Source organism: Streptomyces sporangiiformans (assembly GCF_005768555.2).
GTDB lineage: Bacteria > Actinomycetota > Actinomycetes > Streptomycetales > Streptomycetaceae > Streptomyces > Streptomyces sporangiiformans.
Genome location: NZ_VCHX02000321.1, coordinates 1 through 13,345 on the forward strand (window position 1 = coordinate 1; position 13,345 = coordinate 13,345).

At 71.1% G+C, this 13,345-nt stretch carries 10 protein-coding genes; 3 read left to right on the forward strand and 7 right to left on the reverse strand.

The window, feature by feature from the left end; translation table 11 throughout:
• Positions 1-82 precede the first annotated feature (82 nt).
• From FGD71_RS40395 to FGD71_RS40410, 4 genes are all read right to left on the reverse strand, one after another.
• Positions 83-805: a 3'-5' exonuclease gene (locus FGD71_RS40395; RefSeq protein WP_119105563.1), complete on the reverse strand. Its 723-nt coding sequence runs from the start codon at positions 803-805 to the stop codon at positions 83-85.
• A gap of 115 nt (positions 806-920) precedes the next feature.
• The gene (locus tag FGD71_RS40400) at positions 921-2,153 is read right to left on the reverse strand and encodes an SAV2148 family HEPN domain-containing protein (protein ID WP_119105545.1); all 1,233 of its coding nucleotides are present in this window, start codon (positions 2,151-2,153) and stop codon (positions 921-923) included.
• Between the two features lie 102 nt (positions 2,154-2,255).
• Entirely contained in the window at positions 2,256-3,587 is a 1,332-nt protein-coding gene (locus FGD71_RS40405) for a copper amine oxidase (RefSeq protein ID WP_119105546.1), read from the reverse strand.
• A gap of 61 nt (positions 3,588-3,648) precedes the next feature.
• Positions 3,649-4,482: a Tat pathway signal sequence domain protein gene (locus FGD71_RS40410; protein ID WP_119105547.1), complete on the reverse strand. Its 834-nt coding sequence runs from the start codon at positions 4,480-4,482 to the stop codon at positions 3,649-3,651.
• 179 nt (positions 4,483-4,661) lie between these two features.
• Between FGD71_RS40410 and glgX the strand changes: the two genes are divergently transcribed.
• The 3 genes from glgX (at position 4,662) to FGD71_RS40425 (ending at position 10,715) form a co-directional block, all read left to right on the forward strand.
• Entirely contained in the window at positions 4,662-6,770 is a 2,109-nt protein-coding gene (gene glgX / locus FGD71_RS40415) for a glycogen debranching protein GlgX (protein WP_119105548.1), read from the forward strand.
• A gap of 180 nt (positions 6,771-6,950) precedes the next feature.
• The gene (gene treY / locus FGD71_RS40420; RefSeq protein ID WP_119105549.1) at positions 6,951-9,359 is read left to right on the forward strand and encodes a malto-oligosyltrehalose synthase; all 2,409 of its coding nucleotides are present in this window, start codon (positions 6,951-6,953) and stop codon (positions 9,357-9,359) included.
• Positions 9,360-9,470: 111 nt separating this feature from the next.
• On the forward strand, positions 9,471-10,715 hold the full coding sequence (locus FGD71_RS40425; RefSeq protein WP_119105550.1) for a M14 family zinc carboxypeptidase: 1,245 nt from the start codon (positions 9,471-9,473) through the stop codon (positions 10,713-10,715).
• A 41-nt stretch (positions 10,716-10,756) separates the two neighbouring features.
• Here FGD71_RS40425 and FGD71_RS40430 read toward each other — a convergent pair whose 3' ends face one another.
• From FGD71_RS40430 to FGD71_RS40440, 3 genes are all read right to left on the reverse strand, one after another.
• Complete coding sequence (locus FGD71_RS40430) at positions 10,757-11,191, reverse strand: SSI family serine proteinase inhibitor (protein ID WP_119105551.1); 435 nt, start codon at positions 11,189-11,191, stop codon at positions 10,757-10,759.
• 42 nt (positions 11,192-11,233) lie between these two features.
• Positions 11,234-12,562, reverse strand: coding sequence for a M14 family zinc carboxypeptidase (locus FGD71_RS40435; protein ID WP_119105552.1), 1,329 nt, complete (start codon positions 12,560-12,562; stop codon positions 11,234-11,236).
• 177 nt (positions 12,563-12,739) lie between these two features.
• Positions 12,740-13,291 carry a DUF1707 and FHA domain-containing protein gene (locus tag FGD71_RS40440; protein ID WP_119105553.1) on the reverse strand — a complete coding sequence of 184 codons (552 nt, stop codon included), beginning with the start codon at positions 13,289-13,291 and terminating at the stop codon, positions 12,740-12,742.
• Positions 13,292-13,345 lie beyond the last annotated feature (54 nt).

Consider the following 13,345-nt stretch of genomic DNA (forward strand, 5'->3'; position numbering starts at 1 on the left):
CACCGGCCGACCGTGAAGCCCCGGAACCGGACAACCCGCCCTCAAGCCAACGAGAACCGCCGAACGCTCGCAGAACACCCACTCAGACCCGCTCGCCCGCCAGGTCCCGCAGCGGCCATGTCCCGTCCACCACCGCGGTCGCGTCCCCCTTGCGGCGCAGGAAGCTCTGGAAGTCGGCCGCCCACTGCGCGTACCACTCGATCTGACGGCGGTGCAGCTCGGCCGGGCCGAGGGCCGCGACCTTGGGGTGGCGGCCGGCTATCGCGCGGGCGAGACGGGCCGCGGCCAGGGCGTCCGCCGTGGCATCGTGGGCGGAGTCGAGCGCGACCCCGTACTCCCCGCAGACCGCTTCGAGGTTGCGCTTGCCGCGACGGTAGCGGTCCACCGAGCGATCGATCGTGTACGGGTCGATGACCGGCGCCGGTTCCAGGCCGCCGAGGCGGTCGCGCAGCGACGGCAGACCGTACCGCCGCAGCTCCGCGGAGAGCAGGGTCAGGTCGAAGGCGGCGTTGTAGGCGACGACCGGCACCCCCGTCTGCCAGTACGAGACGAGCACCGAGGCGATCGCGTCGGCCACCTGGTCGGCCGGTCGGCCCTCGGCGGCGGCCCGTTCGTTGGTGATCCCGTGCACCGCCACCGCGTCGGCCGGGATCTCGACTCCCGGATCGGCCAGCCACTCGCGACGCCCGACCGGCTCCCCGTCCCTGACCTCGATCACCGCGCCCGTGACGATGCGCGCCTCACGCGGATCGGTCCCGGTCGTCTCCAGGTCGAAGCCGATCATCAGCTCCCCGTGCCAGCCCATGCCGGTCCCCTTCTTCGTGGTGCGTTCCCCCAGTGATCTCCACGATCCCATGCGCCACTGACAAACAGAGGGCCGCATTCCGCTTTCCCGCCCGGAGCGCCGACGCCAGGAACCGTCAGGACACGGGCCGCGAGTCCGCCCAGGCCAGCTCGAACTCCTCGCGGTACGTCCCGAAAAGACCCTCTTCGCCGTTGTCGTCCGCCCTGACCACGCGTCCGCCGCCGCGCAGCACCAGCACAGGTGCCTCCATCCCGCGCGTCCGGCGCAGATACGACTGCACGACCGCTATGCCGTCCGAGCCGTCCCCGTCGACGAGATACGCGGTGAAGCGGGGCGTCTCGTCGTAGACCTGGATCTCGAAGGCTCCTGGATCCCGCAGTCTGGACCTCACCCGTCGCATGTGCAGGATGTTCATCTCGACGGAGCGGCTCAACTCGCCCCGCTTGATGCCGAGTTCCCGCTCACGTCGCTTCACCGCGCTGGAGGCCGGATTCAGGAACAGCAGCCGCACGCGGCAGCCGGACTCGGCCAGCCGTACCAGCCGCCGCCCGGAGAAGTTCTGCACCAGCAGGTTCAGGCCTATGCCGATGGCGTCGAGGCGGCGGGCGCCGCCGAAGAGGTCCTCGGCGGGGAACTGCCGCAGCAGCCGCACCCGGTCGGAGTGCACGCCCACCACGTCCGCGTACCGGTCTCCGACCAGGCTCTCGACGGCGTCGACGGGCAGCCGCCGCGCGGACGGCACATCACTGCCCGCGCCGAGTATCGCCAGGAGCTTCTCGGAGGCGCGCTCGGCCTGGGACAGGACCGCTTCGGACAGGGCACGGTTGCGGGAGACGACGTTCCGGGTGACTTCCAGTTCGTCGAGGGCGAGCTCGACGTCCCGGCGCTCGTCGAAGTAGGGCTCGAAACACGGCCAGTGCTGCACCATCAGCTCGCGCAGCTGCGGCAGCGTGAGGAAGCTGAGGACGTTGTCGTCGGCGGGATCGAGCAGATAGCCCTTGCGGCGGCTGACCTCGCGCACCGCGACGGCGCGCTGCACCCACTCCTGGCCGGCCGGTCCGGCGGCGGCGACCACCCAGTCGTCCTCACCGTGCATCGGTTCGTAGATGGGACGCAGAACAGCGGCCACGACCGCGCGCAGCCGCTGTTCGACCAGGTTCAGCCAGATGTAGGCCCGCCCCGCCCGCTGGGCACGCGTACGGACCTCGCGCCAGGCCTCGGCGCCCCAGTCCAGTTCCGCTCCGATCTCCATCGGACGCGCCAGAGACACCGCGCCGGGCGGGACATCCGTGGAACTCCCCTCGTGACCGCCGTCACCAGGGGGCAGCTCCCGCCCTCCCGAGCCCACCCACGCACCGCCTTCCGCTCCCCCGAGCACTCCCCCGGCCAACGATCAAGGAAGGGTACTCCGGGAGCGGCGGGCGGTGCAGCCGGATGGACAGGTCGTTTCTCAACTACCGCCTTGGACTTGCCCGTTCTGATCGGCGAGTGCGGGCGGAGTGAGCGGATTCATAGCGGTGACGTCACGCGGGGCGATGGAGAAGCCCTGCCAGTGGACCGGCATGGGCTGCTGGTCCTCGTCCCGGGCGACGTGGTGGAAGCCGACGTTCACCCAGGCCACGGGGTGGGTGAGGGCCTGCCCGTTGACCCACTTGTCGACGGACTTGCCGGCTCCGCTACCACAGTTGCGCAGGTTGTTGCTGGCGAACTGTTCGCACTTCTTGTACTGGGTGAAATAGATGTCGTGCTTGGTGAAGCTGCGGCCGGGGTACTTGGACGAGGCGCCCGGGATGATCTCGTACGAACGGGCGTGCTCGTCCTTGTTCTTGCCCACCGTGCTGACGACCCGCCACCAGCGCATGTTCTTGGCGTTACCGGCGAGCTCCTTGGTGATCGACTTGCGCGTGGTCTTGTTGCGCGGGGCCTCGCCGCCCGCGACGGGCGGGCTGACCACGGAGTCGTACTGCTCGACCTTGTTCTTGGAGCTGCCGTCGAGGCCGAAGTTGAGCCGCCAGAAGACGTTGTGGCTGTGGCTGGTGGCGTACGACTTCGCGCCCTTGCCGATCGGCCAGCCGCGGCCGTCGCCCGCGTCGTAGTCGTCCGGCGAGAGGCTGCCGGTGGCGCCGACGTTCATGTTGACGGTGCCGTCGTCCTGGAAGCGCCACTCGGTGATGTACTCGTACCAGCCGACCTGGTTGACGGTGTAGACGAGCAGATCCTTGCCCTGCCGCTGCCAGACCTTGTTCGCGGTGTCGCCCTGCATGCGGTAGGCGTGGCCGCGGGAGCGGGTCGTGGTGCACAGGCCCTTGACGTTCGGGTTCTCGGGGTCCACGCCGTCCGGGACCTTGACCGTCTTGATGGTGCCGCCGGGGCACTCTCCGGGGGCCATGTTCATCATGCCCTGCCCGAAGCCGGCGCCGGTGAGGTCGTCGTACTCGACCGAGCCGTCGTCGTAGGGGACATGGATCTGGGCGAGCTTCGCACTGGTCAGGACACGTATCGGACGGGGCTCGCCCTTGGGCTGGTACGAGATGTTCTCCAGGACGAGCCCGGCCTCGCTCTCGTAGTGCCAGCACATCGTCCATGTGGTGCCGGTGGCCAGTTTCTGCTCGATCCTGTACGCCGCGCTGCAGTCGGCGGCCGCCGCGGGGGCGGCCTTGGGAGCTGCTGCGGGCTGGGCGAGGGCGGGTCCCGCGGCGGTCGTCGCGCCGACGGCCAGCGCGGCCACCGAGAGGCCCACCGCCGTACGGCCGCGGGCACGGCTGATTCTGTTCACGCGCATGAAGAAATGACTTCCTTACGGAGGCGTCAGGTGAGAAGTGAAGGGATGCCGCTCACGCGGCTCAGACGGCCTTGACGACCTTGCGGGCGCTGAGGTCGATCACCAGGTCACGGCTGTCGATCCAGGGCCCGTTCTTGACCTTCACGAACAGGCGGAGGCACCGGTGCTCACCGCAGTCGGCGAGCGCGGCCGGAGTCCCAGGATTCGACCGGAAGACCATGCTGTTGAGCATCAGCTGGTCGGGAGTGGTCAGTTCCTTGCCGGTGGCGTCCTTGTAGTCCGCCTTCAGGCCGGCGCCGAGCCGGTCGGCGATCAGGAGCCGCGCGGCCTCGACGGTCTCGTCGCGGCTGAGCGGTGGCTGCACTCCGTGCTGGGTGTCCGTCTGCTCGACCTTGCCGGTGTCGAGGTTGACGGTCTTGGTGACGAGCGCGTCGTCCTTGTAGTCGTAGAACGACACCTCGGCGCGACGCGGCGCGTTCGGGTCGTCCAGTTCGCCCGTTTCGGGATCGGCGAGGTCGACGGTGATCCGCTGCGGCCCCTTGTCCCCCTCGACGTTCTCGCCGGAGCGCAGCATCCGCCGGTCCAGCGCGAGCTTCTCGACGCGCTCCGTCTCGTCGTCGGTCAGCGGGTCGCGCCCCTTGCCCGTGTCACCCTCCGCCGGAGCCTGCTCGACGACGCCCGGCTGCGCGGCGGCTCCGCCTTGTCCCTGGTCCTGCCCCTGTCCCTGGTCCTGCCCCTGGCCTGCCTGGGCGCTCTGGCCGGCACCCGTGCCGCCCGCGTCGTCCGCGCCCGCCGAGCCCGGCAGGGTGATACCGACCATCACGGCGGTCCCGGCGACCGCGATGGCCGCACCCGCCACCACCTTGCCCAGATGGCGGTGCACTGTCTTGAACACTTTCCCCCCACTCCCCCCCGTACCACTTGGAGTGCTTTGACTCGCGATGCCTTGGCATATCGCGTATGCACTGGACGATCGGTAAGAGGGGCGTAAGTCATAGGTGGTTCCATCACTTTCGGGGAGACTCGGGCCGGAGTCGCCCCAAGCGGCGTCGCACAACTGGAAGAGTCATATCCATGCAGGTCTGGCCTGGACAGGCGTACCCACTCGGTGCCACGTACGACGGCGCCGGCACCAACTTCGCGGTCTTCTCGGAGGCCGCCGACCGAATCGAGCTGTGTCTGCTCCATGACGACGGTTCGGAGACGGCGATAGAGCTACGGGAGACGGACGCGTTTGTGCGGCACGCGTACCTGCCCGGCATCATGCCGGGCCAGCGGTACGGCTTCCGTGTGCACGGCCCGTACGCACCCGAGCGCGGGCAGCGCTGCAACTCCGCGAAGCTGCTGCTCGATCCATACGCGCGCGCCATCAGCGGCGCCATCGACTGGGGCGAGGAGGTGTACGGCTATCACTTCGGTTCGCCGGACAAACGCAACGACCTGGACTCAGCGCCCCGCACGATGACCTCGGTGGTGGTCAATCCGTACTTCGACTGGGGCGACGACCGGCCCCCGCGCACCGAGTACCACCACACGGTGCTCTACGAGGCCCATGTGAAGGGCCTGACGATGCGCCACCCGGCGCTGCCGGACGAGCTGCGCGGCACATACGCGGCGCTGGCCCATCCGGCAATCATCGAACATCTGACCGAGTTGGGTGTCACGGCTCTGGAACTGATGCCGGTGCACCAATTCGTCAACGACCACCGTCTGGTGGACATGGGCCTGAACAACTACTGGGGCTACAACACGATCGGTTTCTTCGCCCCGCACAACGCGTACGCCTCCTGGGGCGACCGCGGGCAGCAGGTCCTGGAGTTCAAGTCGGCCGTGCGGGCTCTGCACGAGGCCGGCATCGAGGTCATCCTGGACGTGGTCTACAACCACACCGCGGAGGGCAACCATCTGGGGCCGACGCTGTCGTTCAGGGGCCTCGACAACGCCTCGTACTACCGGCTGACGGAGGATCCCCGGTACTACATGGACACCACGGGCACGGGCAACTCACTCCTGATGCGCTCCCCGCACGTGCTCCAGCTGATCATGGACTCGCTGCGCTACTGGGTCACCGAGATGCACGTCGACGGGTTCCGCTTCGACCTCGCGGCCACGCTGGCCCGGCAGTTCCACGAGGTGGACCGGCTGTCGTCGTTCTTCGACCTGGTCCAGCAGGACCCGGTGGTCTCCCAGGTGAAGCTGATCGCCGAGCCGTGGGACGTCGGCGAGGGCGGCTACCAGGTGGGCAACTTCCCGCCGCTGTGGACCGAGTGGAACGGCAAGTACCGCGACACCGTGCGGGACATGTGGCGGGGCGAGCCGCAGACGCTCGCCGAGTTCGCGTCCCGGCTCACCGGCTCGTCCGACCTCTACCAGGACGACGGCCGGCGGCCACTCGCCTCGATCAACTTCGTGACCTGCCACGACGGCTTCACCATGCACGACCTCGTGTCGTACAACGACAAGCACAACGAGGCGAACGGCGAGGACAACCGCGACGGCGAGAGCCACAACCGGTCGTGGAACTGCGGGGCCGAGGGCGAGAGTGACGATCCGGAGATCCTCGAGCTGCGGGCACGCCAGATGCGGAACTTCATCGCCACGCTGATGCTCTCGCAGGGCGTGCCGATGCTCAGCCACGGCGACGAGTTCGCGCGCACGCAGGGCGGCAACAACAACGCCTACTGCCAAGACGGGGAGCTGGCCTGGGTGCCGTGGCCGGAGGACGGCGGCGACCTGCTCGAGTTCACCCGCGCGATGGTCTGGCTGCGCCGTGACCACCCGGTCTTCCGCAGGCGCCGGTTCTTCCACGGGCGGCCCGTGCAGGGGACTCACGACGAGCTCTCCGACATCGCCTGGTTCACCCCGGCGGGCGAGGAGATGACCCAGCACGACTGGAACTCCACGCAGGCGCGGGCGCTGTCCGTGTTCCTCAACGGCAACGCGATCTCCGAGCCGGGTCCGCGCGGCGAGCGCATCAGCGACGACTCGTTCCTGCTGATGTTCAACGCCTCCGCGAAGACCACGGAGTTCGTGGTGCCGGTCAACCACGGCCGGCAGTGGCAGGTGGTCGTCGACACGTCCCGGCCGGAGGGAGTGCCCTCCGGGACGGGCGCGAAGGTCCCGGCGGGCGACCGGCTGACGCTGGTGGACCGGAGCATGGTGGTGTTGCAGCGGCCGGCCTGACGGCTCCGCTGTGCGGCGCACGCGCGCGTGGGGCTCGTTTTCGAGCGCCACGCGCGCGTGCTGCTCGTCGTGGCTCGTTCTCGGGTGCCACGCGCGCGTGCGGCGCGTTTTCCCGCGGTACGCGGCGGCCGCTCGCGTGTCGATGACACGAAAGGCGGCGGGGCGGGTACGTAGGTTCCCATGACACCTGAGCGTCCCGACCCGGTGCAGCCCGCCGCTCCGACCGCCACGTACCGGCTCCAGTTGCAGCCGGAGTTCCCGTTCGCGGCCGCCGCGGCGGCCGTGCCGTATCTGGCCTCGCTCGGCGTCTCCCATCTGCATCTGTCGCCGGTGCTGGAGGCCGTGCCGGGGTCGGCGCACGGGTACGACGTCGTGGACCACGCGCGCGTGCGGGACGAACTCGGCGGCGAGGAGGGCCTGCGCTCCCTCGCGCGCACCGCGCGGGAGCACGGCCTGGGGCTCGTGGTGGACATCGTGCCGAACCACATGGCGATGGCCCCCCGTCACAATCGCCCGTTGTGGGACGTGCTGTCCGAGGGGCCCGGCTCGGCGTACGCGCACTGGTTCGACATCGACTGGCAGGCCCAGGACGGCCAGGTGCTGCTGCCGGTGCTAGGGGGGCGGCTCGGCACGGAGCTCGGCCACCTGGAGGTCGACGGCGACGTGCTGCGTTATTACGATCACGTGTTCCCCTTGCGCGACGGCACGGAGAAACTGCCGCTGCCGCAGCTCCTGGACGCGCAGTGGTACCGCCTGGGCTGGTGGCGTCTGGCCCGTACCGAGCTCAACTACCGCCGTTTCTTCAGCATTTCGGAGCTGATCGGGGTACGGGTCGAGGACCCGGAGGTGTTCGAGGCCACCCACGCGAAGATCCTTCAGTTGCTGCACGACGGGGTGGTCGACGGTCTGCGGATCGACCACCCCGACGGTTTCGCGGACCCGGACACCTACCTGCGGCGTCTCCACGAGGCGACGGGCGGACGCTGGACGGTCGTCGAGAAGATCCTCGCGGAGGGGGAACCGCTGCCCGCCGCGTGGCCGGTCGCGGGCACCACCGGCTATGACGCGCTACGGCACATCGACGGCCTCTTCACGGACCCCGCGGGCGCGGGGGAGCTCCTCGGCCAGTACCGGCGGTTCGCGGCCCCCCAGGCCGACCGTGGCGGCGTCTGGGAGGCGACGGTGCGGCGGGCCGCGTACAAGGTGGTCCATCACGAGCTGGCCACCGAGGTCGACCGCCTCACCCGCGAGGCCGACCGGCTGTGCCGCACCGCCCCGGACCCGGAGCTGCGCGACCACTCCCCCTGGGCCCTGCGCACCGCGTTGCGGGAACTGCTCGTGCGCCTGGAGGTCTACCGGCCGTACGCCTCCTCGGACGCCGCGTCGGTCGTCACCGAGGCGGCCGCGGACGAGGCCCGGCAGGCCTTCACGGTGCCCGAGGAGTCCCATGCGGTGGACGTCGTAAGGGACTTGGTGCTCGGCCTGCTCGGAGACGGCCCCGCGCAGGAGGGGTTCCGGGCCCGGTTCGCACAGACCTCGTCGGCACTGCGGGCCAAGTCCGTGGAGGACACGGCGTTCTACCGGTACGTACCGCTCCTGTCGGCGACGGAGGTGGGCGGCGAGCCGGGCTCACCGGCCGTGTCCACGGAGGTGTTCCACGCCTACTGCGCGCGCGTGCAGCGCGACTGGCCCGGCACCGGCACCGTGCTGTCCACGCACGACACGAAGCGCAGCGCCGATGTGCGGGCGGCGATCTCGGTGCTCACCCAGTGCCCCGCGCGCTGGGCCGACCTGTTGACCGAGGTGACCGGGCTGACGGCGGCCGACGGGGAGGCCGCGCCGGATCCCCAGGTGGCGTGGGCCGCTTGGCAGACGGCGATCGGCCTCGGGCCGGCGGCCGAAGAACGGCTGCAGGGTGCCTTGTTGAAGCATGTCCGGGAGGCCGGTCTGGTCACGGCATGGACCGAACAGGACGCCGCCTACGAGGCCGCTGTGGCCGCGTTCCTGACGGCGGGGCCGTGCGGGGCTCCCGGGCGGCGCGCGGCCGGGTTCAGGCGATCGCTCGAACCGTATGTGCGGACGAACGTCCTCGGGGCGGCCCTCGTCCATCTGACGATGCCGGGCGTGCCGGACGTCTACCAGGGCACGGAGTCCGAGTACCGGGCCCTCGTGGACCCGGACAACCGGCGCCCGGCGCCCTTCCCGCCCCAGGATCCGGGCGGCCTGTCCGCCGAGAAGGCCGCGCTCACCGCGACCGCGCTGCGACTGCGCCGAGAGCGCCCTGCCGTCTTCGGCGAATCGGCGACGTACGCGCCCATCGACGCGGAGGGCCCGGGTGCCGCGCACTGCGTGGCGTTCGTACGCTCCGGGGAGGTGATCACGGCTGTCACGCGGCTGTCGCTGCGTCTTCAGGACGCGGGCGGCTGGCGCGACACCCTCCTGCCGCTGCCGGCCGGGCGGTGGGCCGATCTGCTGTCTCCGGGGCGGGAATTCACGGGGCACACGCGCGTGGAGGAGCTTTTCGAGCGGTTGCCCGTGGTGCTCCTGGAGCGGATCGGCGACGGCCACGGCGACGGCTCGCGGGCGTGAACTCGCACTGCACCACCGTGAACGCGCCTTCGCGCCGTCGGACACCTTCTTGACACTTCATCCAGTCCGTGGACTACTGCGCAGTGCGACGCCAGGCTGACCGATACGGGGGTGAGTCTCCTGCCGGAGCTGCGCTACCCCACTGTGACCGAACTCGTCTCGTCCGCCCGGGCTCTGGCCGCTCACCGGCCCGGCCTGTGCTCCCTCAGACAGGTCGGCGTCTCGCGCGCGGGGCGGCCCCTGCACCTGCTGTCCATGGGCCACGCCGAGCGCTCCGTACTGATCGTCGCGGGCGCCCACGCCAATGAACCCACCGGCGGTTCCACCCTGCTGTCGCTGGCCGAGCGGGCCCTGCGCGACCGGCGGTTGCGGGCCGGCACGTCCTGGCACTTCCTGCTCTGCGCGGACCCGGACGGGGCCAGCCTCCATGAAACGCCGGCGCCGCGCACCCTGCTCGACTACCACCTCGGCTTCTTCCGCCCGGCGGGCCCGGAGCAGCCGGAGTGGTCGCCGTCCGTGCTGCCGCCCGACCGTCTGCCGCCCGAGACGCGTGCCCTCACCCGGGTCATCGACGAGCTCCGCCCCTATCTCCAGGTGACGCTCCACGGCACCGATCTGGGTGGCAGCTGGGTGCAGTTGACGAAGGACATCCCTGGACTGGCGGAACCCTTCGCCAAGTCCGCGGCCGAGCTGCACATCCCGGTGGAGACGGGTGCCACCGACGCGGCGGGCTGGCCGGCCTCGGGCCCCGGGGTGCACGTGATGCCCGCGTCCGGCACGGACGCGGCGTACCCGAGCATGCCGGACGACGCCCGGCACAGCACCTGGTACCACGCCCACCGGTACGGCGGTCTGACGGCGGTCGTGGAGGTGCCGATGTGGGCCAGTGACCTGGTGGACGATCCCGCGCCGCATCCCGCTCCGGCGGCGGCGATGCGGCGCCTGGCGCGACGGCTCGTGCGGGACGCGCTGCAGGTGGAGGTGGTCCTCACCGAGGCGCTGCCCCGCCTCCCCGGGCCCGAGGGGCCGCTGCTGCGGGCCGCCAAGTGGGCTCTGGAGCTGGTGCCGGGGCTGGCCGGCGACTGGGCCCGGACGCCGCCCGCGGACACGACGATGGCGTACGTCGGCAGTGTGGACGCGTTCGGCCGCCGGTTACCCCTTCGGGCCGCCGCGATGCTTCTACGGGTCCTCCATGAGGCCGACGACCGGGCGGCGCCACATCTGGAGCACCTTGTCGCGTCCTGGAGCGAGGCCTTCGCCGAACGCTTCCGCGCCCGCTGGGTGCCCCTGGAGCACCAGGTGGAGCACCAGAGCCGCACGGTGGTGGCGGCGGCACAACACGCGCGCGAGCGCTGAGGCGTGAGGCACGCGCGCGTGCCTCACGCCTCAGCGACGGCTCAGTCCGCCAGCGCGAACACCGAGCCCGTCTCCGCCTTCATCGCACAGGCGTTGGAGAAGGTCTTCGTGTATCCGATCCGGCGGCCGTGCCACGTACCGCGCGCGGACGCGGTCACCGGCGCGTAGACCATCGGGCAGTGGACGCTCCGGGGCTGGATCCGGGAGATGTCACCGTTCACGGCCCGGAGTTCCTGGCAGGCCCGTACCGCGTGGGCCCGTGCCGTTTGGGTGCGCCCCTTGGGCGGATCGCAGAGCAGTAGCGTGCCGCGCGTTTCGCCGGCGCGGGTTTCGCCCTGCGTGACCGTGACATAGAGCCAGCCGTCCCGGACCGGCTTCTGGGGTGCCGCCGCCTGGGCGGCCGGGACCGGCCCCACGGCGAGGAGAGCGCAGGCGGTCAGCAGGCAGGCCCGTACCGCCGTCATCGTTTTCGTCATGGCTCATGCATCGGCATCCGGGGGCCCGGGGCGCAGTCCGACTCACTCGAACGGCGCTTCGGCTCGCGCCGTTGGCGTACCGCCGCGGCGCGCGCCGGAGCGTCCCACGGGCGCGCGCCTGCCTGCCAGTTCGAACGCGTGGAGCACCACCCGCGCCTGGTACTCGACCTGCCGCGCGACCGGGATCCAACGCGCCTGGTGCCCGTCGTGGTAGTCCGCGCACCACGCGTCGATGAGCCGGTCGAGGTCCGGCAGGGCGCCGGAAGGGTCGCGTCCGGCGGCCGTCACCAGCCGGTGCAGCAGACCTGCGGTGCGCAGGGCTATCCGCCGGGCGGAGATGCGCAGTGCCGTCAGGCGGGCCGTGTCGAGCGGCGGCAGCGGATGTGTGCCGTCGTCGGTGTCCGTGTCGGGGTCCCAGGAGTCGGCGAGGCCGGGGCAGACCAGTAAATAGTCGTCGACCGGCGCGAGGAGACGTGCCGTGTCCCCAGTCGTGCCGAGCCCTGGGCGGATCCGGAGCAGCAGCCCCTCCAGAAGCCGTGTGTCGCGGCGCAGCGTGCGGCTCACGGACCGGAGCACCCCGTCGGCGTCCGCGGGCGGTGAGGCGTCTCCCACGGCCCGTACGCCCCACATGGGGGCCTCGACGATCGCGGTCACCGTGCCGTACCGGTGCGGGTGGAACCAGGTGGACTCGACCGCCGCCTCCGTTATGGCGGCGGCCAGATCCGCGTGCCGCGGGGGCGGGATCCGGTAGACGGCGGGGCCCAGGGTGGGCCAGTACAGCGTGTCGTACGGCCCCAGTTCGAGCGGGATGCCCAGGCGGGCCGCGGTGTGGGCGAGGCGCGGCGCGAGGCCGGGCAGTTCGCGGGTGAGCTCGACGAACCCGCCGCCCACGTCGACGCCGTGCAGGGAGCACTGGAAGAAGGGCCGCAGTTCGTCCTGGAGGTCGAGCAGGGCGCGGGTCTCCGGCAGGGTGGCCCCGTCCGCGCCGTCGGGCAGCCATTCGGGTTGCTCGAGGAAGCCGGGTCTGAAGAAGTTCCGGAAGTAGTGGCCGAGGGTGTACGGGCCCGACAGCCAGCCCTCGTTGCGGCGTGCGCCGTCCGGGTCGAGGCACAGGAGCAGGTTCCAGGTCGCGTCGGCGCCGTCGCACAGCCGGGGGTCGGCGAGCGCCCGTTCGGCGAGGCGGAGGGCGGTGGCGCCGCCCACGGGCTCGTTGGCGTGCGGGCCCGCCACGACGAGGACCTGACGGCTGCCGTGTCCGACGGACAGCAGCCACAGGGGAAGCCCGGCTCGTGATGTGCCCACCCGGCGCAGCCGGGTGTCCCGTGGGCGGCGCTCGACGAGCGCGGCCGCCCGGATGCCCAGTTCGTCCACGGACGGGTAGCGGAGGAGTGGCGGCAGGGTCTTACCTCCGCTGAGAGTGGCGTCGGTTCACTTGGTGTGCATGATGTAAGCACAGTGAGTCACGACTTGGGGGTACGTCAACACCCCTGCGGGGTGCGAAGCCCCCGTTCACGGGGCCGGCACCGGAGGCAGTGCTTCCCGGGCCCGTCAGTCCACGGCGAGCCGGAAGGCCATCCGCCCGAAGCTGACCTGGTCGCCGTCCTGGACGACGGCGGTGCCGATCACGCGCCGGCCGTTCACGGACGTGCCGTTGGTCGAGCCGAGGTCGCGCAGCACCCACAGGCCGCCCTGGCGGGTGAGTTCGGCGTGCACGCGGGACACCGTCTCGTGGCTGAGCCTCAGGCCGCTGGCCGGGTCGCGGCCGATCCGCAGCGGGTACGGGCTGTCGGGGCGCGGCAGCAGCAGCTTGGGAAGCCGCTCGACCTGCCAGGCCCTGCGCAGCCGCACGGTGAAGCCGGAGGCCGCCTCCACGGCGCCGAACAGCAGCCGCGACCAGCGGCTCTCGGTGCGCAGGTCGGCGGTGAGCGCGGCGAGTTCGTCGGACGTGCGGGCGGCGAGCGCGAGCTCCATCCGCAGGACGAATGTGTCGTGCGAGAGCCTGCCCAGAGCGACGCCCTCGCGGAGCACCCGCAACGCCCGATCGCGCTCGGCGTCCGACAGCCGCGCCGGGTAGGTCTGGAACTCGAAGGACGACGTCACGCTGGAGATTGTCGGGCAGCGGGGCGGAAGTGTCCAGAAAACGAGGAACTTGTG